The organism is Paraburkholderia bannensis NBRC 103871 (assembly GCF_000685015.1).
Lineage (GTDB): Bacteria > Pseudomonadota > Gammaproteobacteria > Burkholderiales > Burkholderiaceae > Paraburkholderia > Paraburkholderia bannensis.
Map to the genome: position 1 here is coordinate 133891 of NZ_BAYA01000007.1, position 22347 is coordinate 156237.

The window sequence follows — 22347 nt, forward strand, 5'->3', positions numbered from 1 at the left end:
CGTTTTCGTTGCGGCCGACACGGCATCGCACGCACATCGCCGCACCCGGTTATATTGCGCGTGGAACGGCGCGCGGGCCTGAGCGCGCCCGTCGTCATCCCGCTCAACACCGTCACGCCCCGACACCGCGCCTTCGAGATGGAGCACGCCTACGTCCAGTTGCTGCACCTGCTCGCCGATTACCCCGGCTGGACGCTCGCGTTCGTGGTGGTCGCCGCGTTCCTCGAATCGCTGGCGCTGATCGGCACGTTCTTCCCCGGCAGCACCGCCATGTTCATCGCGGGCGCCTTTGCGGGCACCGGCACGCTCAACCTGGGCTGGCTGTTCGTCTGCGCCATCGGGGGCGCGGTCGCCGGCGACGCGCTGAGCTTCTGGCTCGGCCATCGATACCGCGACCGCATCGCACGCGTCTGGCCGTTCAGCAAGCACCCCGCCATCCTCGAAAAAGCCCAGGCCTACTTCGTCAGCCACGGCACGCGCAGCGTGATTCTCGCGCGCTTCGTCGCGCCGCTGCGCGCCGTGGTGCCGATCGTCGCGGGCATGGCGGGCATGGCGCCGTGGCGCTTTTTCATGATGAACGTGGTGTCGGCGCTGGTGTGGGCGCCCGCGCACATCCTGCCAGGCGTGGTGTTCGGCGCGTCGCTGCAACTGGCGGGCGCGGTGTCGTTCCGGCTGGTGGTCGCGCTCGCCATCATCGCGCTCACGCTGTGGCTCGTCTGGCGCTTCACGCACGTGCTGCTGGTGCACCTGGACAACTGGGCGAGCGCGTCGCGGCGCGGCGTGTCGCGCTGGGCGGCGCAGCATGAAGGCGCGGCCGCGCGGCGGCTCGTGCGCCTGCTCGACCCGAAGCAGCCCGCGCTGGGCGCGGTGCTCGCGATCACGGCGCTCGTGCCGCTGTGCGCGGCGGTGTTCTCCTATGTGCTCGGCAACCTGCTGAGCGGCGATCCGCTCGTGCAGATCGACCAGTCGGTGCGCCAGTTCCTGCAATCGATCCACACGACCTGGGCCGACACCGTGCTCGCGCACGTCGAGACCCTCGGCAGCAACTACACGCTCGCCGCGCTCGTGCTGACCGTGACCGCCTGGATGGCCGTCGAGCGGCGCTGGCGCACCATCACCTACTGGATGCTGGCGGCGGCGCTTTCGCAGGTGCTGATCCTCGTGCTGCGCTTCGCCATCCACCACGGCTCGCCGGGCGCGGCGCACGTGGGCGCCTACGTGTTCCCGAGCGACCGGGTGGCGTCCATGGTGATCGTCTATGGCTTCACGATGTTCCTGCTGGTGCGGCGCGTGAAGATGATCGAGGCGGCCATCGTCGCGACGGTCGGCAACGGCATCGTGGTCGCGGTCGCTTTCGCGGGGCTGTATTTCGACCGCTTCCTGTTCTCCGACGCCATTGGCGGCGCGGCCTTCGCGTCGATCTGGGTGGCGGCGGTCGTGCTGCTTTCGCTGTGGCGTTATCCGGCGCGGCCGTCCGAGCGCAACGTCATGCCGGCGATCGTGTTCGTCGTGCTGGCAGTCGCTTTCGTGTTGCAGCGCGGCGTGGCCGAGCGTCAGGCGGAACTGGCGTCGAGCGTCACGCAAACGCCCACGGTCGTCGCGCAGATGACGTGGACCGACACGCTCTGGCGCAACCTCGCCTGCTACCGCGTGGACATGAAAGGCGAGCGGCGCGAGCCGATGACGCTCCAGTGGGCCGCCAGCGCCGCCGACCTGCGCGCCGCGCTGCTCGAAGCGGGCTGGACTGAGGGCGGCCAGTTCACGGCGAAAAGCGTGCTTTCGCTGATCGCGCCGAACGTGGACGCGCTGTCGCTGCCGCTGCTGCCCAAGCTCAATAACGGCTTGCCGTCGCCGCTGGTGTTCGCGCGTGTGCACATCCCCGACGATCCGGCGCGCCCCGGCAGCCGCCGCGACGTGCTGCGCTTCTGGCCGACCGGCTATGCGCTGGCCGCGCGCGCGGACTCGACGGCGGCGGAAGACGCGCGCAACGACCTGCAAGCCGATGCGATCACGCCCGCGACCCGCGTGGTCAGCGATGCGGCCGGGAAAAAGGTGATCGCCGCACCGCCAGGCCCCGAACTCACGCCGATCTGGGTCGGCTCGATGGTTCACGAGCGCCTGCGGCGCGCGTCGTGGCCGTTCAACGTGCTCACCACCTACGTCGACCATGACCATCGCACGCCGATCGTGCTCGACGGCAAGAGCGGCGGGCCGCCCGCCGGCTGGCGCGCCGTCACCATGCCTGGCAGCGAGGGCTGCGAGGGCCGGGCCGTGATGCTGGTGGTGTCGGGCGGACGTTAACAGTCTTTGAGGCTTTGAGGCTATGAAGCCTTGGGGGCGTCAGCCTTTCGGCCCGTCGCCCCAGTTGCCCGCCGCATGAAAATGGTCGATGCGCTTGCGAGCGTCGCTGTAGGCCGCGTCCAGCGCGGCATCGGGGCCGACGTAATTGCGCATCATGTCGTGAAAGCGCACGCTGCGCCCTTCCAGATGCGCGTCTGCGCCGTGCCGGCAGATGTAGCCGCTGTAGTGGAACAGCGGCTCGGGCGAGCGCGGCCCGAACGCCGGAATCGGCAACACCCAGATTTCGAAGCCTTCGTGCTCGGTGTGATCCCACATGGTGCGTCTCCTCTCTTGTCGGCACTCACCGTTGATCCCGGACAAAAACAGCTTGCAACGCGACTATGCTCCCACGTCGCGACTTCTGCGTGCAAATTACGGGCAAACCGCTTGTTTCCACGAGTTTGGCTACACTATGCGGCACACGGCCCGGCAGGGCCGCGCGAGGCAACAGCAAGACAACAGCAAGACAACAAGCAACGCGCCACAAACCCGCAGCAGACTAATCGAGCGATACCCCACATCATGACGCCGGCCTCACTCACGCAGGAACCGCAGTCCGTCTCCAGCGCCGTCACGCGCAGCGCCTTTTTTATCGTCGCCACCATCAACGAAGATGCCACGAGCCGCGCCGCCGTGCGCGCCTGGTGCGCCGACGTCGCCAATCTCGTGCGCGCGGTCGGCAAGCGCGTGCCGGGCGGCAACCTTTCGTGCGTCGTGGGCTTTTCTTCAGACGCCTGGGACAAGCTGTTCGGCGAGCCGCGCCCCGCGGGCCTGCATCCGTTCCGCGAATTCGGCTCGGGCGAGCGCAAGGCCATCGCCACGCCGGGCGACCTGATCATGCACATTCGCGCCGACCAGACCGACCTGTGCTTCGAACTCGCCACGCAACTGATGAAGCGCCTGGAAGACGCCGTCGTCACCGTGGATGAAGTCCACGGTTTCCGTAACTTCGACATGCGCGCGATGATCGGTTTCGTCGACGGCACGGAAAACCCCGAGGGCGACGAAGCCGTGCATTTCACGGTGATCCAGGACGAAGACCCCGAGTTCGCGGGCGGCAGCTACGTGCTGGTGCAGAAGTACCTGCACGACATGAAAGGCTGGAACGCGCTGCCCGTGGAAGCGCAGGAACACATCATCGGCCGCACCAAGCTGCAGGACATCGAACTCGACGAAGACGTGAAGCCGAGCTGGTCGCACAGCTCGCTGACCACGCTCGACGACGCCGAAGGCAACGAAATCAAGATCCTGCGCGACAACATGCCGTTCGGCCGTCCGGGCCAGGGCGAATTCGGCACCTACTTCATCGGCTACGCGCGCGATCCGCAGCCCATCGAACAGATGCTGGAAAACATGTTCGTCGGCCTGCCGCCGGGCAACTACGACCGCCTGCTGGACTTCAGCCGCGCCGTGACCGGCGGCCTGTTCTTCGTGCCTTCGCAGCCGCTGCTCGAAGCGCTCGCAGACCGTGTGCCGGGGGCCGCGCCCACCATCGCCGTCGATAACCATAAACAGACTGAATCCGAGCCTGCCGCTGCAGTTTCCGCAGACGGCTCGCTCGCCATCGGATCCCTTAAAGGAGCACCCCGGTATGAATAATCTCCATCGCGAACTCGCGCCTATTTCCACGGCGGCGTGGTCGCAGATCGAAGAAGAAGTCGCACGCACCTTCAAGCGCTCGCTCGCGGGCCGCCGCGTCGTGGACGTGAACGGCCCTGGCGGCTCGGACCTGGCCGGCGTCGGCACGGGCCACCAGAACGGCATCGAAGCGCCGTTCGACGGTATCCGCGCGCGCCAGCGCGAAGTGAAGGCGCTGGTCGAGCTGCGCGTGCCGTTCGAGCTTTCTCGCGACGCCATCGACGACGTCGAGCGCGGCGCGGACGACTCCGACTGGCAGCCCGCCAAGGACGCGGCCACGCGCCTTGCATTCGCCGAAGACCGCGCGATCTTCGACGGCTACAAGGCCGCACAGATCACGGGTATCCGCGAAGGCACGTCGAATCCGACGCTGCATCTGCCCGCCGATATCGCCGATTACCCCGCGGTGATCGCGCGTGCGCTCGAACAACTGCGCTTGCAGGGCGTGGATGGCCCGTATGCGGTGCTGCTGGGTTCGGATGCGTACACGGCGGTGAGCGAAGCAAGCGACCAGGGCTATCCGATTCTCGAACACATTCGCCGCCTCGTGAACGGCGAGATCATCTGGGCGCCGGCGATCGACGGCGGCGCGATTGTGAGCACGCGCGGCGGCGACTTTGCGTTCCATCTGGGCCAGGACGTGTCGATCGGTTATTCGTCGCATGACGACAAGAGCGTGCGTCTTTACCTGCAGGAGAGCTTCACGTTCATGATGCTGACGGCCGAGGCTTCGGTGTCGGTCGCGGGCGAGGTCGAAGACGCGAAGGCCAAATAAGCCTGACGTGGTTCGCATCGCATGAAAAAAAGGGGCGCTCAATCGAGCGCCCCTTTTCATTCACCAGCCGTTCAAGCCATCACTGATAAAAATTCAGCGTCACGACTGCCGAGCGACCCGGCGCCCACGTTGCGTAGATCGGGTACGCGCTCTGGTAGTACTCCTTGTCGAAGATATTGTTCACGTTGAGCTGCAAATCGATCTTCTTCGAGACGCGCCACGTCGCCGACGCATCGAAACGCGCATAGCCCGGCGTCCACTTGCGCGAAGTCGACGACACCGACGCATAGGTCAGGCTCGACACCGTCGCGCCCGCGCCCAGCGTGAGCTTCGGCAGCACGTCGTAGCTCGTCCACAGCGTGAAGTTGTGCTTGGGCACCATCACCATCGGCAAGCCCGAATTCTGCGGCGCGGTCGGGCCCGCGTTGGTCGTGATCGCATCCAGGTACGAGTAACCGCCGAACACCGCCCACTTGTTCGTCACATTGCCCGCGAAGCCGAACTCGAAACCGCGCACGCGTTGCGAGCCCGCGTTGATCGTGCCGCCCAGGCCGTCGCTCACGCGCGCGTTGGTCTTGTCGGTCTGGAACAGCGCCGTGGTCAGCGACAGGCGCTGGTCGAGCACGTCCCACTTCGCGCCCACTTCGATATTGCGCGAGCGCTCCGGCGCGAGATTCTGGTTGGTTGCCGTGAGCTGGTCGGTGCCGCCGCCAAGGCCCGAGTTCGCACCCGGCGGGTTCGACGACGTGCCGTACGACGCGTACAGGCTCACCGTATGAACCGGCTTGAAAACCAGGCCGAATTGATAGCTGAACAGGTTCGACGTATTGCTCAGGTCGGCGACGCCCTGCTGCTGCGCGTTCACGTCATAGCGGTCGAAGCGCATGCCCGCATTGAAGATCCAGCGATCCGACAGTTGCACGCTGTCGAACAGATACGCCGACGCGATATTCGTGCGCGTGCGCGTCGCCGGCCCCGGGAAGCTCTTGTCGCCGTTGAGCAGGATGCTGCCCGTCCAGGGATTGTTCGGGTTCCAGCCGTTGACCGTCGTGCAGTTGTACGCGATCGAGCACGGGCCGCCCGAGCGGATATTGTTACCCGCCGAATCGGTCACGAGATAACCTTCGTAGAGATCCTGCTCGTGGCTGAATTCCACGCCTGCCGTGAGCGTGTGGCGCATGCCGTAGAGATCGAACTTGCCGTTCGCCTCGGTCTGGTTCGACACGCTGTTGGTCGCGTACTTGCCGCTCTTGGCCTGCAGGCTCAGGATGTTCGAGGTCGCGCTGGTCAGCTGCGGATTGGTCGCGATGTAGTCGAGCGTCGAGCGGCCGAACATCGTCGTGTTCTTGATCTTCCACGCGTCGTTGATGCGGTGCTCGACCTTGATTTCGCCGGTGTCGTTCTGGCCGCGGCGATAGTCGCGCGAATTCAGGCCGTAAAACTGGCTGCGATTGCTCGAAATCGGCGTGCCGCCCGTCGAACGGAACGGCACGCTGAAGTCCGGCATGTCGTAGGTGTTCAGGTGGTAATAGCTCAGCGTCACCGTGGTCGGCGAGTTCAAGCCGAACGCGATCGACGGCGCCACGCCCCAGCGCTTGCTGTAGACATTGGTGCGGCCCGCCACATCGGAATCGTGGCCCATCACGTTCAGGCGGAACGCGCTGGTGTCGTCGATCTTCTGGTTCCAGTCGATGGTCGCGCGGCGGAAGCTGTCCGTGCCCAGCCCGACGCTGCCGTTGATGAAGTTATCGGCCGTCGGCGTCTTGGTGGTGATGTCGATGCTGCCGCCCACCGAGCCGCGCCCCGCGTAGACCGAGTCCGGGCCCTTCACGACGCTGATGTTCTCGACGTCGAAGGTCTCGCGGTTCTGCACGCCCGAGTCGCGCATGCCGTCCACGAAAATCGAGTTGCGCGATTCGAAGCCGCGAATCACCGGACGATCCGCCGACGGATTTGCCGCCGCGTCGCCGCCCAGGAAGGTGATGCCGGGCACCGTGCGCAGCGCGTCCTCGAAGGTCGAGACGTTCTTCTGCTTGAGCACTTCCTGCGGAATCACCGTGACCGAGCGCGGCGTGTCGATGAGCGGCGAGGTGAACTTGTACGAGGACAGCGACTTGGTCTGCATCTCGGACGGCGCCGACGAGCTGATCTTGACGGCAGGCAGCGTGGCGTCGGCTGCTGCAGCGGCAGCGCTCGACGAGGCCGGCACGGCAGGCGCGGCCTGGGCGTGGGCCGCTTGAGTAGCGAAGAAACCGGAGCAATACAGGGCTGCTACGGACGCGACTGTGCGCATCCGCGTCGGGAAGATGACGGACATGGTTGAGCGGTTTGATCGAAGGCGCACGCCTGTGCGCCACGGGACATTACGCGTCCACCGCGCCAGGAAATGCTGGGTGTTGTCGTTTTTTGAGAATGCGAATGTTTCTCATTCGCTTCAGCAATTGTAATTACTCGTCATAGTCATGTAAACACTGAATATGCGATTTGTAGGATTTCGCTGACAGAATGACGGTATTCGACGGCGGGCTTTCACCGTTGCCCGCTCGTCGCCCGACGATATTGAGCGCTACGCTGCGCGCCTTCGGGCCGGTATGATGGCGCTCTCGCACCGGGCGCGCGGCCAGCCGGACAACGCTCGCAGCGGCGCGAACGCATCCATTCACGAACGACCCAGAGGAAGACCGCCATGACGGCAGCAGCACAATTCGACCAGGTTTCCGTTATCAAGCGCGCCAACGTCTATTTCGACGGCAAGTGCGTGTCGCACACCGTGCTGTTCGCCGACGGCAGCCGCAAGACGCTCGGCGTGATCCTGCCGTGCCAGCTGAACTTCGGCACCGACGCGCCCGAGCTGATGGAAGTGCAGGCCGGCAAGTGCCGCATCCGCCTGGACGGCAGCGACGAGTGGAAGAGCTACGGCGCGGGCGAGTCGTTCTCGGTGCCGGGCAAGAGCCGCTTCGATATCGAAGTGACCGAGACGCTCGACTACGTTTGCAGCTACCTGTAAGCGCATCGGGCCTACGGGCTTCGCATCGAGCGCCCGCCGTGCCTTGCGCGCGGCGGGCGTTTTCTTTGCTGCGCCCGCAACGTCTACAACGTCTGCCACCTGCATCGCAGCCCGGGCGCGCCCGCAAAGCGCCATCGCTACAATAAACGCCGTATTTCCCGCCCCCTCGTATCTCTTCCTTCCCCCTGCCGTGCTGCCCATCGATCCCGCTCCGCGCCCCCGCGCCCGTCCCGACACCGAACGCCCGCCCGCGCGCAGCCCGCTCGTCACGCTCGCCGTGGTGACCGTGCTCACCGGCATCGGCGCGGGACTCGGCGGCATGCTGCTCGCGCTGCTGCTGCACGCGATCCAGCACTTCGCCTACGGCTACAGCCAGGCGCATCTGATCGGCAACGAGAGCTTTCTGGAGGGCGTGACGGGCACCGCACCGTGGCGGCGCGTGGCCGTGCTGGCCGCGTGCGGGGTGATCGGCGGCGCGGGATGGTGGGCGCTGTATCGTTACGGGCGCGCGCTCGTGAGCATCAACGCGGCGCTCAAGCCAGGCGGCCCGCGCATGCCGATGCTGTCGACCGTCGTGCATGCGCTCCTGCAGATCGTGACCGTGGCGATGGGCTCGCCGCTCGGACGCGAAGTCGCACCGCGCGAAATCGGCGCCGTGATCGCAAGCTGGCTCGCGCGCCGCACCGGCCTGACTGCCGCCGAACGCCGCGTGATGATCGCGTGCGGCGCGGGCGCGGGCCTTGCCGCCGTGTACAACGTGCCGCTGGGCGGTGCGGTGTTCGTGCTCGAAGTGCTGCTGGGCACGTTCGGCTGGTCGGCGGCGGTGCCGGCGATCACGACCTCGGCGATTGCTGCCGTGGTCGCGTGGATCGGCCTGGGCGACGAGCAGCAGTATCACGTGCCCGCTTATACGATCAATGCGCAGCTCGTGGTGTGGTCAGTGCTGTGCGGGCCGCTGTTCGGCGCGGCGGCGCACGCTTTCACGCGCATAACGAGTCGCGCACGCGATGCCTCGCCCAAAGACTGGCGCTTGCCGGTGTATTCGGTGGTGAACTTCGCGGCGATCGGCGTGCTGGCGATCTGGTTTCCGCAGTTGCTCGGCAACGGCAAGGGGCCGGCGGGCTTGAGCTTCGACGATGGCCTGGGCATTGGGCTTGCCGCGACGCTGCTGGTACTCAAGGTGCTCATCACCACGACGACGTTGCGCGCCGGGGCCAAAGGCGGCCTGCTCACGCCGGGCCTCACGAATGGCGCGCTGCTCGCCATCGTGATCGCGGGCCTCGTCAATCTGGTGTGGCCGGGACTGTCGGCAGGCGCATTCGCCATCGTGGGCGCGGCGGCGTTTCTCGCCTCATCGATGCAGATGCCGCTGACCGCCACGGTGCTGATGCTGGAGTTCACGCACGTGAACCACGATCTGGCGATTCCGATGCTGCTGGCCATCGCCGGATCGGTCGCGACGCTGCGGCTGCTCGCGCGGGCGAAGCGGCCCACGCGCGGCACTCCAGCAGGCAAGCTGTCCGGCGAGGAGCGCCAGCGCCGACTCGCCGCCCTGCGCGACCCGACGGCAACACGCGAGGCGTCGGACTGACGCCTCAAACGTCACGTCCAATCACGCGCCCAGATCCGCAAGCGGATGCGCCTGGCCGCGCCACGGCGAGCAAAGAAACTGCTGCACACGCTCGTCGCGCACTTCGGCGAGCGTCGCAGGCGCCCAGCGCGGCTTGCGATCCTTGTCGATGAGATGCGCGCGCACGCCTTCGCAGAAGTCGCCCTCTTCGATTGCGCGCGCAACGATCCCGAGTTCCATGCGGAAGCTCTCCGCGAGCGTCATCTGGCGCCCGCGCAGCAGCGCTTCGCGGGTGACTTCGAGCATCGTCGGCGAATAGTGCGTGAGCGCTTCCAGCGTGGCTTCGAGCCAGGCGCGATCCGCTTCGGACGGCGTGTTCTCCAGCGCGGCGCGCAGCGAAGCGACGATCTCGAACACGCGCGCGCGGCGATTGAAGTGCGTTGCGATCAGCGCAGCGTGCTGGCTCAACGCGCTTGCGTTCGCCTGGGCGTCCTGGCACGGCGCATCGAACACGCGCCGCAGCGAGTCGCGCACATTGCCGTCGAAATGCGTCTGCGCGAGCCGCGCTTCGTATCCGTCGAGCCACTCTCCTGGCACGCAAACATCGGCCAGATTGCAGTGCAGCGCGTCCGCGCCGTTCAGCATCGCGCCCGTGAGCCCGACGTACAGCGCCATCTCCACCGGCATCCTCGCAAGGAAGTGGGTCGCGCCCACATCGGGCAGCAAGCCGATGCGCGTCTCCGGCATGGCGATCTTCGTGCGCGAGGTCGCCACGCGCAGCGCCGCCGCCTGGCCCAGCCCCATGCCGCCGCCCATCGTCACGCCGTCGAGCAGCGCGACAAGCGGCTTGTCGAACGTGTGCAGCGCATAGTCGAGCCGGTATTCATCGACGAAGAACTGCTGCCAGCCATCGTCGCCCAGCCGCTCGCCCGCACGCGCCAGCCGGTCGATTGCACGCACGTCGCCGCCCGCGCAGAAGCCTTTCGGCCCCGCGCCTTCCAGCACGAGCGCGACGATGGCGTCGTCGCGGCGCACGCGTTCGAGCAGCACGGCGATCTCGCGCACCATCGCGTGCGACAGCGCATTGAGCGCGGCGGGACGGTTCAGCGTGACGATCGCGACGCGGTTGACCACGCGAAACAGCACATCGCCTTCGGGCTGCGCCTGTGCCTGCGTGGAAGCGGGTATTGCATTCATTCCTTAGTTCTCCGTTTCAAAATGCCAGTGCGGCTTGCGCTTCTCCAGGAACGCATTGACGCCTTCGCGCTGATTGGGCGAATCGAACAGGTCGAGCATGCGCTCGCGCTCGACCGCCAGCGCCGCGCTGCGCGGCACGCCGTTGCGCGCCTGATGAATGAGGGTTTTGCTCGACGTCACCGCCTGCGGGCTGAGCGTGGCGACGCGCGCGGCCATGACGAGCGCCGCTTCGCGCGCGCCGCCTTGCGGCACCACTTCCTCGACGAGGCCGATGCGCAGCGCCGTGGCGGCGTCCACGCGCTCGCCGGTCAGGATGATGCGCTTGGCCCAACCTTCGCCGACGAGCCAGGGCAGCGTCTGCGTCCCGCAGCCACACGGCAACAGACCGACGGCAGGCTCCGGCAACGCCAATTGCGCATGGTCTTCGGCCACGCGGATATCGCAGGCCAGCGCGCACTCCAGGCCGCCGCCCATCGCATAGCCATTGATCGCCGCGATCACTACGGCGCGCGCGTTCTGCAGGGTCTCGAACGCCGCGCCGAATGCGTTGGCCGCTTCGCGCGCCACCTCGCGATTGCCGTCTGCGAAGGCGTTGAGGTCGGCGCCCGCGCTGAAGAACTTCGGCCCCTGCCCGGTGATGACGATGGCGCGCACCTGCGCCTCGCGATTGAAGGCTTCGATCACCTGCTGAAGCTGGCGCAGGCCATCGACGGTAAAGGCGTTCACGGGCGGGCGCGCAAGCGTGATGAGCGCCACCGCGCCGCCGTGAACGTACTCGAATTCGATCATTTCGGACTCCGTCTGGATGTCATCGCAGCTCGGGGAAATCCTCTTCCCAGTATTCGTCGGGCTGGCGCGCCGGTTCCTCCGTGCGCTCCATTTCACGGCGACGCAGCTCGACGCGGCGGATCTTGCCGGAGATCGTCTTCGGCAAATCGCTGAACTGCAGGCGGCGAATGCGCTTGTACGGCGCGAGTTTTTCGCGCGAGAAGCGGAACACTTCGCGCGCGAGATCCGGGCCGGCCTCATAGCCCTGGCGCACGATCACGAATGCCTTGGGCACCGAAAGGCGCAGCTCGTCGGGGCTTGGCACGACAGCGGCTTCGGCGATCGCTTCGTGTTCGATCAGCACGCTTTCGAGTTCGAACGGGCTCAGCCGATAGTCGGACGACTTGAACACGTCATCGGCGCGGCCTACGTAGACGAAATAGCCGTCATCGCGGCGCAGCGCCACGTCGGATGTGTGGTAATAGCCGTTGCGCGTGGCGTATTCGCTGGCCTTCGCGTTGTTCGCGTAGCCCGTCATCAGGCCGAGCGGGCGCTGCGCGAGCGGCAACGCGATTTCGCCTTCGGTCACGGGCTGGTCGTCGGGATCGACGAGTTCGACGCGATAGCCCGGCAGCGGCCGCCCCATCGATCCGGCCACCACGGGCTGTCCCGGCGAATTGCCGATCTGGCAGGTGGTTTCGGTCTGGCCGTAGCCGTCGCGGATCGTGATGCCCCACGCGTGGCGCACGCGTTCGATGATCTCGGGATTGAGCGGTTCGCCCGCGCCGACGATCTCACGCAGCTTCACCGCGTGGCTCGCCAGCGGCTCCTGCACGAGCATGCGCCAGACCGTGGGCGGCGCGCACAGCGTGGTCACGCCGCACTGCACGAGCGCGGCGAGCGTGTCCTTCGGGACGAAGCGCGCGTAGTTGTAGACGAACACGCAGGCCTGCGCATTCCACGGCGCGAAGAAGCAGCTCCACGCGTGCTTGGCCCAACCCGGCGAGCTGATGTTCCAGTGAACGTCGCCAGGCATGAGGCCGATCCAGTACATCGTCGAGAGATGGCCTACCGGATAGCTCTGATGCGTGTGTTCGACGAGCTTGGGCTTTGAGGTCGTGCCCGACGTAAAGTACAGCAGCAGTGGATCGGTGGCGCGCGTGGGGCCATCTGGCTTGAAATCCACGCTCGATTCATAGGCCTGCGAAAGATCGATCCAGCCTTCGCGCGACGCGCCTACCGCGATGCGCTTCACGTTCGCGTCCAGCGCATCGAATTTCGCGAGTTCGGCGGCATCGACCACGACGAAACGCGCGCCGCCCGCTTCCACGCGCTCGCGCACGTCATCCGGCGAGAGTTGCGTGGTCGCAGGCAATACCACCGCGCCCAGCTTCATCGCCGCCAGCATGACGTCCCAGAGTTCGACGCGGTTCGGCAGCATCAGCAGCAGACGGTCGCCGCGCCCCACGCCCTGTTCGCGCAGGAAATTCGCCATGCGCGACGAGCGCTCCGACATCTGCGCATACGAATACTTCGTGCCGCCGTGCGCAAGGTCGTCGACGATCCAGAGCGCCGGCTGGTCGTTGCCGCGCGCAATCACGTCGAAATAATCGAGCGCCCAGTTGAACGTATCGAGCTGCGGCCATGCGAATTCCGCGTAGGCGCGATCGTAGTCGGTGCGGTAGCGGTGCAGCAGGTCGCGCGCATCGATGAAGGCTTGCGCGCCAGGGGTGAAGCTATTCATCGCCGATGTCTCCAATGTATGCGCCTTTGTGCGCTTTTTATTTGATTCGCAATCCTTCCTTACTTTATAGCTGGCGCGCAATCACGATGCGCTGCACTTCGCTCGTGCCTTCGTAAATCTGCGTGATGCGTGCGTCGCGGTAATGGCGCTCCACCGGATAGTCGTTCAGGAAGCCGTAGCCGCCGTGAATCTGGATCGCGTGCGAGCAGACTTCCTCGGCCATTTCGGAGGCGTAGAGCTTGGCCTGCGAAGCCTCCGAGAGACACGGCTTGCCGAGCGAACGCAGCCGCGCCGCGTGGTGCACCAGGTGGCGCGCTGCGTTGATGCGCGTGTGCATGTCCGCCAGCATGTTCGCCACGCTCTGGTGGCCGATGATCGCCTCGCCGAACTGCACACGCTCGTGCGCATACGTGCGCGCCGCATCGAACGCGGCGCGCGCAATGCCAAGCGCCTGCGCCGCGATGCCAATGCGGCCGCCCTCCAGGTTCGACAGCGCGATCTTGAGCCCTTCGCCGCGCTGGCCGAGCAGGTTCGCCTCGGGAATCGCGCAATCGACGAGCGAGATCGGGCAGGTGTCCGACGCGCGAATGCCCATTTTCTTTTCGGGCGGCCCGACGTTGAAACCGGGCGTGTCGGTCGGCACGACGAAAGCCGACAGGCCGCGCTTGCCCGCATCGGCATCGGTCACGGCGAACACGATCGCGAGGCTCGCGCGCGAGCCGTTGGTCACGAACTGCTTGTTGCCGTTGAGCACCCACTTGCCGTCGCGCAGTTCGGCGCGCGTGCGCAGATTGTTGGCCTCGGAGCCCGCTTGCGGCTCGGTCAGGCAAAACGCACCGATCATCTCGCCGCTCGCGAGCTTCGCCAGCCAGCGGTCTTTTTGCGCGTCGCTGCCGTACTGGAGAATCGGGCCGCAGCCCACGGAGTTGTGCACGCTCACGAGCGTTGCGCACGAGGCGCAGCCCGCCGCGATTTCCTCCATCGCGAGCGCGTAGGCCACGTAATCGGTATAGGAGCCGCCCTGCTCCTGCGGCACGATCATGCCGAGAAAACCCAGCTCGCCCAGTTGCGCGACGACCTCGTCGGGCAGCTTGCCGTCGCGATCCCATTGTGCGGCGTTGGGCGCGAGACGCTCGCTCGCGAAATCGCGCGCGGCGTCGCGGATCATGCGCTGATCGTCGGTGTAGAACTCGTCCATCGTTGTCTCCTTCCTGGCTCGCCTGGCTGGCAAATCCGCTGGCGAATTTGCTGCCGAATTTGATGCCGAATTTAATGCCTTTCCGTCACTGTCGCGCGGCGCGGTTCTTGCCGCAAGGCTCCTGAAAAGTGTAGGCATGAGCGCGCCCGCATCCTATGCCCGCCACGCTCAAAAAGTCTGAGCTGATTTACCATGGAGGCTTCGACAACCGCCCCGCAGGGCTCTTCATGCAGCCAGGGAAAACCAGCAAAGTGAGCGAAAAAGGCACGATCGCCATGAGCCTCGTGCATGAAACGATCGCTCTCGCGCGTGCTCGCGGGCTGGACGTGACGCCGGTTGCGCAGGCGGCGGGCATCGCCATCGACGCCCAGACGCGCGTGAGCGCCGCGCAATATGGCGCGCTCTGGGCGGGCATTGCCCGCGCGCTCGACGACGAGTTTTTCGGCCAGGACTCGCACGCGATGAAAAGCGGCAGCTTCATCGCCATGACGCACGCCGCGCTGGGCGCGCGCACCGGCCGCCAGGCGCTGCAGCGCGCGGTGCACTTCATGCGCCTCGTGCTCGACGACCTCGCGGGCGAAATCGACATCGACGCCACGCGCGTGCGCATCGCGCTGCGCCATCGCGCGGGCACGCCGACGCCGGCAATGTTCGCCTACGCGACCTGGTTCATCCTCGTCTACGGGCTGCTGAGCTGGCTGGTGGGGCGGCGCATTCCGGTGATCGGCGCGCGGTTTCGCTGTCCCGCTCCCGCCGCGGCGCAGGAATACCAGACGATGATCTGCGACGACATCGCCTTCGATCAGGACGAGTCATGGTTCGAGCTCGCGCCCGCGTTTCTCGACCTGCCCGTGATCCAGACGGCGGCTTCGGCGCGGGCGTTTCTGCGCAACGCGCCTGGCAACTTCGTCGTGAAATATCGCAATCCCGGCTCGTTCGCGGCGCGCGTGCGGCGCACGCTGCGCGCGCTGCCCGCCCAGGCCTGGCCGGACGCCGACACCATCGCACAACGCCTGAATGTCGCCCCCGCAACGTTGCGCCGACGCCTGCATCAGGAAGGCCTTAGCTGCCAGTCGATCAAGGACGAACTGCGCCGCGACCTGGCCGTCGCGGCCTTGCAGGATGCCTCACGCCCGATTGCCGACGTCGCTGCGGCGGTGGGCTTCGCGGAGCCAAGCGCATTTCATCGCGCCTTCCGCAAATGGACAGGGCTGCGTCCGACCGAGTACCGCCAGGCGCGCGAGCGCGCGGCGGCGAAAGCACGTTGATTCGACAACGATTTCTTTCCCAAGCTTACCTTTCGGTTTACGAGATAGCGCATATACTTTTAAGGGTTATCCCTTAGACGAAAGGCCGTGTCATGACTTCCCTTTCACGTATCGCGCTTGGCGTATTCGCAGCGGCCTGCTGCGTGGCGTCGGTCTCGGCAGTCGCGCAGCCGTACGACCCCTCGGCGCCGATGACGCGCGCCCAGGTGCGCGCCGACCTCGCGGAATGGCGCGCGGCGGGCTACGATCCGCTCGACTGGATCGACTACCCCGAAAACGCCCAGCGCGCCGGCGCAATCGTCGCCGCACGCCGCGCGGCACACGCCAACGGCAGCATGCCGCAGCCGATGCAATAAACGCTTTTTCTAGCTGTACGGGCGCAACGCCACGGGCGGGAGCGTCGATCCGGGTTGTCAGGCGGGTCGGGGCTGCCGCCTTGTTTGTTTTGGGTTGCGGCGGGTCACGCAGCGACAACCTCGGTGGGCGCACGCCTGACTTTCTTCGGTGCGTGCTGTCTGGCCTGCCACAGGTCATATTCCATCTGCATGCCCAGCCAGAGTTCGGCGCGCCCGCCGCGCTCCTCGCCAAGCCATTGCTCGATGCGAAGCGCCATTTCCGGCGAAATACCCGCGCGCTCATTCAAGACCCGGGAAAGCATCCCGCGCGAAATGCCGAGTTGATCAGCCGCCTCCGTCACGCTCAACCCAAGCGCAGGCAACACTGATTCGCGAAGAATTGCCGCGGGATGCGGCGGATTAAACATTCTGGTCATAGCTTTCCTCACCATGGCTTCGAGGGGAATCTGCGTCAGCTCAGTGGTAATCGCGATAGTCGACGAGAATGGCATCCCCGTCGTCAAACTCGAACGTCAGCCGCCAGTTTCTATTGACCGACACAGACCAGACACCCGTTTCATTTCCTCTCAGAGGGTGAAGATCGAACCCGGGGAGGGCCATATCACGCTGTGACTTTGCCCGATCGAGCACACCCAGCAATTGCTGCAAGCGCTTCTTGTGTGAAGCCTGAATTCCTGTCACCGATCCGGTCGTGAAAAACTGCCGCACACCCTTGTGTTTGAACGATTTGATCATGGGTATGTTGTCGCTCGCTCACGCTGTCAAATTGTACACTGTGCATCGACGGTGTTCACTCGCTTCGTGACCGGGGAATCTTCATTCCTCACCACCCACACACGCCTCCCCCATTATTCGTCGCCCCCGCGCCGAGAGCATTGATCCTCATACTTGCCCCCGTGCGCCTCGAGCCCGCCTTCGGCTGTTTCCCCCCAAAAAAACCGTTGCCCCGCCCCCACGTTCGCCGCGCCATTTCTGTTCACGCCGGACAATTGTTTACAATCCCGCCCGTAGCGGCGTGACCCGGCCTGCGCGACGCCTTCCGCAGGCCGCCTGCCAACGCCGCTTCCAACAACAAATCAACCGCTCGATTCTCAAGGGCCCGATCTTCATGGACGCCATCAAACGCTATTTCGGCTTCGAGGAAGCAGGTACCAACCTGCGCACCGAAGTCCTCGCCGGTTTCACGACCTTCCTCACGATGGCCTACATCATCTTCGTGAATCCGTCGATTCTCGGCGATGCCGGCATGCCCAAGGAAGCCGTCTTCGTCGCCACCTGCCTCGTCGCGGCGCTGGCGTCGATCGTCATGGGCCTCTACGCGAACTATCCGATCGCGCTCGCGCCCGGCATGGGCCTGAACGCGTACTTCGCCTACGCCGTCGTCAAGGGCATGGGCTTCACGTGGCAAGCCGCGCTCGGCGCCGTGTTCATCTCGGGCTGCCTGTTCTTCGTCGTCACGCTGCTGCGCGTGCGCGAGGCCATCATCAACGGGATTCCGCATTCGCTGCGGGTGGCGATCACCTCGGGTATCGGCCTGTTCCTCGCGATCATCTCGCTCAAGACTTCGGGCGTGATCGTCGGCAGCCCAGCTACGCTCGTCGAGCTCGGCAACCTGCACGATCCGCACACGATCCTGTCGATCATCGGCTTCTTCGCGATCGTCACGCTCGACGTGCTGAAGGTGCGCGGCGCGATCCTGATCGGCATTGTGGGCGTCACCGTCCTGTCGTTCTTCTTCGGCGGCAACCAGTTCCACGGCATCTTCGCGGCCCCGCCGTCGATTGCGCCGACCTTCGGTCAGCTCGACATCAAGGGCGCGCTCTCGGGCGGCATCCTGAACGTGGTGCTGGTGTTCTTCCTCGTCGAACTGTTCGATGCGACCGGCACGCTGATGGGCGTCGCGAACCGCGCGGGCCTGCTCGTGCACGGCAAGATGCATCGCCTGAACCGCGCCCTGCTGGCTGACAGCACCGCGATTCTCGCGGGCTCGGTGCTCGGCACTTCGTCGACCACGGCGTACATCGAAAGCGCCTCGGGCGTGCAGGCGGGCGGCCGCACCGGCGTGACGGCGCTGACCGTCGCCGTGCTGTTCCTTGCGTGCCTGTTCATCGCCCCGCTGGCTGGCGTGGTGCCCGCCTATGCGACCGCACCGGCGCTGCTGTACGTGTCGTGCCTGATGCTGCGCGAACTCGCCGACCTGCCCTGGGACGACGCCACCGAAGTCGTGCCCGCCGCGCTCACCGCGCTGGCCATGCCGTTCACGTACTCGATCGCCAATGGCGTCGCGTTCGGCTTCATCTCGTATGCCGGCCTGAAGCTGCTGACGGGCCGCGCGCGTCAGGTGCGCCTGATCGTCTGGATCATCGCTGCGGTGTTCCTGTTCCGCTATTTCTATCTGGGCGGCGGCTAAGCTTCAAGACGCTTTCGGATCGGACTGAACGATCCGGTGCAAAAACGGGCGGCCTGCGGGCCGCCCGTTTTCGTTTGCAGCGCGAGCGAGGTCAAGATTCCGGCCATGCTTGCGCACAGCGCGGCGCGCACTCCTTATCATGCGAAGACTTCACGCCCCCACAATCACGCCGCCGAGCCAAAGGAGCCGCATAGTGGCCACTTTCCCCGCCACCGCCGAACGCTATTCGAAGCCCGCCATCTTCTTCCACTGGGCGATCTTTCTGCTGGTCGCGCTTGCCTATCTGGCGATCGAAATACGCGGCCCGAAGGGTTCGGACAGCCGCGCGCTCTGGAGCACCGTGCACTTCTGCGCCGGCACGGCGGTGCTCGCGCTGGCCGTGCTGCGCCTGCTCTGGAGGCTATGGCATGGCGCGCCGCACGAGATCGACTCGAACCTCGTGCTCACGTTTCTTTCGCGCATCGTGCATCTGGCGCTCTATCTGTTTATCTTCGTGCAGCCGCTGCTCGGCATTTTGACGATCAACACGGGCGGCCATCCGGTCACGCTCCCGGGCCTCGATCTGCAGATCGTGCTGGTCGGGCCGGATCCGCTCGCGCGCCAGCTCATCAAGGACGCGCACGAGCTGATTGGCAACGTGTTTTATTGGGTGATTGGCATTCATGCGCTCGCGGCCATCGCGCATCATGTGTTCCTGCGCGACAACACGCTGCGCCGGATGATGTAAGCGAATTCGTTCGCCAGCAAAGCAAAAGCCCCGCAGCGCCAGAAGCATTGCGGGGCATAGCAGGCCAGTTCGGCCGAAGACAACCGGATACAGCCGGTTATCAGCCGAACAACAGCCGGATCAAGCAGCGCCGGAAATCAGGACGCCACGCCGTGCGCCTGCACAAAGCGCACGTAACCGCTGCGCAGCGTCAGGCACTGCGCACGCGTTTCGGACAGCAGGCGGCGCGCGACCGCCTCGATGCGCTCACGATGATGGTCGAAGGCGTCGAGCACATCCTCTGCACGCGGCGATGCCGCGCCGAAATGATCCTCCAGTGCCGCCGCCGTGATCGTGCACTCCACCCTCTCGCCATCGATCATTGCTGGGAACGCCAGAGTCAGTTCGCGCCCCGAGTATTCAGGGGCCTCGTTCGGAAACAGGATCTGCATGGGATTCGCCTTAGGGTTGAGAGTGAGCGGGGCCGCGCCTTCGATGCACCTCCTCGGCATGCACGCGGTTCAAAACGTCGACCGCCGCACGTCTCGCTTCGCGAATCCGTTACGGCGGTCGATTTGATTCACTTTAGGACACTTCGCGCGGCTGGCAAGGTCGACTTTGTCACACGCCCGAAATGTTCTTCGCGGCCCTGTTTTTTAGCGCGTGCTGGGGTGTCGCTGAGGTGACGGCGATTGTTGATGTCGCGCGCGCAAGCGCTGTCACAGCGCCAACTCGCGCGTTATCGCCCCACCATTCATGACGCAGTGCAGCGTCGCCGAAGCTGCGGCGACCGCGTGCGCAGCTCAGGATTCGCGATGCCGGTGATGTTCGATTTCGACGTCCCTGGGGTGAACCGTCAGCATCGCGACGAAAGCGGCGATGCCGCCCGCCACGATCGCCATGCCGTAATCCACGTAGGTCTGTACGTCGAACAGCAAGCCGTGGATGGCTAGCGCAAGACCGGCCAGCACGGCAAACACGGCGATGACCGCCAGCAGGATCCTCAATTCGCCTTGAACCATGATGCACTCCACAAGGGAGCCGCGACGGCCCTGGAAACCCCGTACCACCTGTTGCGCCGCCGCCGGGGCGCCGTTGCGCGCCCCTGTCTTCATCCTGGCACCCGCGCGCGGAAAGGCAAGCCGTAGTTACAGGCTCGCGCGCGCTTCGCGCCGCGTCCGGCCAGTAATTGGCCAGCAATTGCCCGAATGCAGCACGCGCGAGGCTTCCTGTACCATGGGCCGAATACCTGCCCGGCGCACGAAGGCCATGCTGCAACGCAGCGGCGCAATCGTCCAGCCGGCGAGAACATGGAGACACGCGTGACCCGACGCCCATCCGTCACCGTCAAGCCCCCCGACGCGGCCCGCGCGGACGCGATCGCCCAGGCGCATGCACGCTCGCGTTCGCTCGGCCTGCGTACAAGCGCGACACCCGAGTTCGATGCGCTCGCCGCCGCCGACCTGCGCGGCCTGATCGACGCGAACCATGCGCTCTATCATCAGGCGCGGCCCGTGATGGACGCGCTGCATGCGCAGATCGTCGATACCGAAAGCATGGTGCTGCTCACCGATCGCAACGGCGTGATCCTGCACAGCCTGGGCGACACCGATTTCGTCGAGAAAGCGCGCCGCGTGGCGCTGCGCCCCGGCGTGTCGTGGGCCGAACGCGACCGCGGTACTAACGCGATCGGCACGGCGCTGGTCGAAGGCCAGCCGACCACAATCCACGCTGGCGAGCACTTCCTGCGCGCGAACCACATCCTCACCTGCTCGTGCGCGCCGATCGCCGATCCGTGGGGCCGCACGCTGGGCGCGCTCGACGTAAGCGGCGAGTCGCACGGCTTTCACAAGCACACGCTCGCGCTGGTGCGCATGTCGGCGCAGATGATCGAGAACCATCTGTTCAACACCGAATTTGCCGATGCGGTGCGCCTGCAGTTTCACGCTCGCGCGGAGTTCATCGGTACGCTGTACGAAGGACTCGCGGCATTCGCGCCCGACGGCACGCTGCTGTGCGCGAACCGCAGCGCGCTGTTCCAGTTCGGCGCACCGCTCGCGACGTTGCAGCAGCGCGGCTTCGACGCGTTGTTCGGCGTGTCGTTCGCGTCCTTTCTGCAGCGGCTCATGCAGGCGCATGCCAATCCGGGGACGCCCCTCACGCTCACGCTGCCGAGCGGCGTTCGCGTGGTCGCGCAGGGCACGCCGGGCGCGACCATCACGCGCGCGCAGCCCGCGTGGCCCGCGCCGCCGTCGTCCACCAGCAGCACGCGCAGCGAAGCCAAACCCGCGCGCCCGGCCTCGGCCAACTGGCAGCCGACCTTCGCCGATCTCGATACCGGCGACGCGCGCATGACCGCCGTGCTCGAACGCGTCGCGCGCGTGCGCGGCCGTGACATCGCCGTGCTCGTGCTGGGCCGCACCGGCACCGGCAAGGAATGGCTCGCGCGGGCGCTGCATCAGGATTCGCCGCGTCGCGACGCGCCCTTCATCGCGCTCAACTGCGCGGCGCTGCCCGATTCGCTGATCGAAGCCGAACTGTTCGGCTACGAAGACGGCGCGTTCACCGGCGCGAAACGGCGCGGCAGCCCCGGCAAGATCCAGCAGGCGCACGGCGGCACGCTCTTTCTCGATGAAATCGGCGACATGCCGCTCGCGCAGCAGGTCAGGCTCATGCGCGTGCTGCAGGAGCGCGCCGTAATGCCGCTGGGCGGGACGCGTGCGGTGCCTGTCGACCTGCGCATCGTCTGCGCGACGCACCGCGACCTGCGCGCGATGATCGCCGAAGGCACCTTCCGCGAGGATCTCTATTACCGCATCAACGGGCTGGCCGTGACGCTGCCGCCGCTGGCCGGGCGTACCGATCTCGACGCGCTCGTCGCGCGCGTGCTGACGCTCGTGCGCCGAGAAATTCCCGAAGCGCCCGCGCGCATCGCACCTGACGTGCGCGCCTGCTTCAAGCGTTGCCGCTGGCCCGGCAACCTGCGCCAACTGGCCAACGTGCTGCGCACCGCCGCGATCATGGCCGAGGGCGAAGACGCCATCGAACTCGCGCATTTGCCCGAAGACCTGCTCGACGATTGCGACCTTCCCCACGACGACGAAGCATCCGACCTGGCCGCCGATCCGCATTCTGTCGATTTGCCGGCGACGGATACATCGCCAGCGCGCCTCGCCGACTGGCAGGCGCGCCTGATCGACGACACGCTCTCGCGCCACGGCGGCAACGTGTCGGCGGCGGCGCGCGAGTTGGGGCTGGCGCGCAACACGGTGTATCGGCATTTGCGGCGCAGATAACGGGCAATGGCTAGCGCTGGGCGGTACGGCGGCGTCGCCGCCAGGTTAAGCTTCGCGGCGACGCCTTGCCGAAC

Annotated in this window: 20 protein-coding genes; 10 read left to right on the top strand and 10 right to left on the bottom strand. The window is 66.0% G+C overall.

Annotated elements, in window-relative coordinates; translation table 11 throughout:
• The first annotated feature begins 60 nt into the window (after nucleotides 1-60).
• A complete protein-coding gene (locus BBA01S_RS13880; protein WP_052391746.1) occupies nucleotides 61-2301 on the top strand; it encodes a VTT domain-containing protein in 2241 nt (746 codons plus the stop codon).
• 39 nt (nucleotides 2302-2340) lie between these two features.
• Here the strand turns inward: BBA01S_RS13880 and BBA01S_RS41175 are convergent, their stop codons facing one another.
• Nucleotides 2341-2616 (bottom strand): hypothetical protein, encoded by a 276-nt coding sequence (locus BBA01S_RS41175; protein ID WP_042297085.1) that lies wholly within the window; start codon nucleotides 2614-2616, stop codon nucleotides 2341-2343.
• A 246-nt stretch (nucleotides 2617-2862) separates the two neighbouring features.
• On the opposite strand from BBA01S_RS41175, the gene BBA01S_RS13890 reads away from it, so the two are divergent.
• Nucleotides 2863-3939 carry a Dyp-type peroxidase gene (locus BBA01S_RS13890; protein WP_027816988.1) on the top strand — a complete coding sequence of 359 codons (1077 nt, stop codon included), beginning with the start codon at nucleotides 2863-2865 and terminating at the stop codon, nucleotides 3937-3939.
• Nucleotides 3932-4753, top strand: a complete 822-nt coding sequence (locus BBA01S_RS13895) for a family 1 encapsulin nanocompartment shell protein (RefSeq protein ID WP_027816989.1) — start codon at nucleotides 3932-3934, stop codon at nucleotides 4751-4753. Before BBA01S_RS13890 ends, BBA01S_RS13895 begins: the two co-directional genes overlap by 8 nt.
• Nucleotides 4754-4832: 79 nt before the next feature.
• Here the strand turns inward: BBA01S_RS13895 and BBA01S_RS13900 are convergent, their stop codons facing one another.
• Nucleotides 4833-7070: a TonB-dependent receptor gene (locus BBA01S_RS13900; protein ID WP_027816990.1), complete on the bottom strand. Its 2238-nt coding sequence runs from the start codon at nucleotides 7068-7070 to the stop codon at nucleotides 4833-4835.
• 369 nt (nucleotides 7071-7439) lie between these two features.
• Here BBA01S_RS13900 and ppnP point away from each other — a divergent pair, with 369 nt between their 5' ends.
• Both ppnP and BBA01S_RS41180 read left to right on the top strand, forming a co-directional pair.
• The gene (ppnP, locus tag BBA01S_RS13905; protein WP_027816991.1) at nucleotides 7440-7760 is read left to right on the top strand and encodes a pyrimidine/purine nucleoside phosphorylase; all 321 of its coding nucleotides are present in this window, start codon (nucleotides 7440-7442) and stop codon (nucleotides 7758-7760) included.
• 199 nt (nucleotides 7761-7959) lie between these two features.
• Entirely contained in the window at nucleotides 7960-9351 is a 1392-nt protein-coding gene (locus BBA01S_RS41180; protein ID WP_407668310.1) for a chloride channel protein, read from the top strand.
• A gap of 21 nt (nucleotides 9352-9372) precedes the next feature.
• On the opposite strand, the gene BBA01S_RS13915 is transcribed toward BBA01S_RS41180, so the two are convergent.
• The 4 genes from BBA01S_RS13915 to BBA01S_RS13930 all read right to left on the bottom strand — a co-directional run bounded on the left by BBA01S_RS13915 (nucleotide 9373) and on the right by BBA01S_RS13930 (nucleotide 14237).
• Nucleotides 9373-10527: an enoyl-CoA hydratase/isomerase family protein gene (locus BBA01S_RS13915; protein WP_027816992.1), complete on the bottom strand. Its 1155-nt coding sequence runs from the start codon at nucleotides 10525-10527 to the stop codon at nucleotides 9373-9375.
• 3 nt (nucleotides 10528-10530) lie between these two features.
• Nucleotides 10531-11316, bottom strand: coding sequence for an enoyl-CoA hydratase (locus tag BBA01S_RS13920; protein ID WP_027816993.1), 786 nt, complete (start codon nucleotides 11314-11316; stop codon nucleotides 10531-10533).
• A gap of 19 nt (nucleotides 11317-11335) precedes the next feature.
• Nucleotides 11336-13039, bottom strand: a complete 1704-nt coding sequence (locus BBA01S_RS13925) for an AMP-binding protein (protein ID WP_027816994.1) — start codon at nucleotides 13037-13039, stop codon at nucleotides 11336-11338.
• Nucleotides 13040-13103: 64 nt separating this feature from the next.
• Nucleotides 13104-14237 (bottom strand): acyl-CoA dehydrogenase family protein, encoded by a 1134-nt coding sequence (locus BBA01S_RS13930; RefSeq protein ID WP_027816995.1) that lies wholly within the window; start codon nucleotides 14235-14237, stop codon nucleotides 13104-13106.
• 227 nt (nucleotides 14238-14464) lie between these two features.
• Here BBA01S_RS13930 and BBA01S_RS13935 point away from each other — a divergent pair, with 227 nt between their 5' ends.
• Together BBA01S_RS13935 and BBA01S_RS13940 are read left to right on the top strand one after the other, a co-directional pair.
• Nucleotides 14465-15505, top strand: a complete 1041-nt coding sequence (locus BBA01S_RS13935; RefSeq protein ID WP_027816996.1) for an AraC family transcriptional regulator — start codon at nucleotides 14465-14467, stop codon at nucleotides 15503-15505.
• Nucleotides 15506-15597: 92 nt separating this feature from the next.
• Nucleotides 15598-15861: a DUF4148 domain-containing protein gene (locus tag BBA01S_RS13940; RefSeq protein WP_027816997.1), complete on the top strand. Its 264-nt coding sequence runs from the start codon at nucleotides 15598-15600 to the stop codon at nucleotides 15859-15861.
• 104 nt (nucleotides 15862-15965) lie between these two features.
• Here the strand turns inward: BBA01S_RS13940 and BBA01S_RS13945 are convergent, their stop codons facing one another.
• On the bottom strand, nucleotides 15966-16277 hold the full coding sequence (locus tag BBA01S_RS13945; RefSeq protein WP_027816998.1) for a HigA family addiction module antitoxin: 312 nt from the start codon (nucleotides 16275-16277) through the stop codon (nucleotides 15966-15968).
• 40 nt (nucleotides 16278-16317) lie between these two features.
• Entirely contained in the window at nucleotides 16318-16596 is a 279-nt protein-coding gene (locus BBA01S_RS13950) for a type II toxin-antitoxin system RelE/ParE family toxin (protein ID WP_027816999.1), read from the bottom strand.
• 373 nt (nucleotides 16597-16969) lie between these two features.
• On the opposite strand from BBA01S_RS13950, the gene BBA01S_RS13955 reads away from it, so the two are divergent.
• On the top strand, nucleotides 16970-18271 hold the full coding sequence (locus tag BBA01S_RS13955) for an NCS2 family permease (protein WP_027817000.1): 1302 nt from the start codon (nucleotides 16970-16972) through the stop codon (nucleotides 18269-18271).
• A 193-nt stretch (nucleotides 18272-18464) separates the two neighbouring features.
• Nucleotides 18465-18998 (top strand): cytochrome b, encoded by a 534-nt coding sequence (locus BBA01S_RS13960; RefSeq protein ID WP_027817001.1) that lies wholly within the window; start codon nucleotides 18465-18467, stop codon nucleotides 18996-18998.
• A gap of 137 nt (nucleotides 18999-19135) precedes the next feature.
• Here BBA01S_RS13960 and BBA01S_RS13965 read toward each other — a convergent pair whose 3' ends face one another.
• Nucleotides 19136-19429, bottom strand: coding sequence for a DUF1488 family protein (locus BBA01S_RS13965; protein WP_027817002.1), 294 nt, complete (start codon nucleotides 19427-19429; stop codon nucleotides 19136-19138).
• Nucleotides 19430-19780: 351 nt separating this feature from the next.
• Nucleotides 19781-19999: a DUF2964 family protein gene (locus BBA01S_RS13970; protein ID WP_027817003.1), complete on the bottom strand. Its 219-nt coding sequence runs from the start codon at nucleotides 19997-19999 to the stop codon at nucleotides 19781-19783.
• Between the two features lie 288 nt (nucleotides 20000-20287).
• On the opposite strand from BBA01S_RS13970, the gene BBA01S_RS13975 reads away from it, so the two are divergent.
• Nucleotides 20288-22273: a sigma-54-dependent Fis family transcriptional regulator gene (locus tag BBA01S_RS13975; RefSeq protein ID WP_156965939.1), complete on the top strand. Its 1986-nt coding sequence runs from the start codon at nucleotides 20288-20290 to the stop codon at nucleotides 22271-22273.
• Nucleotides 22274-22347: the final 74 nt, after the last annotated feature.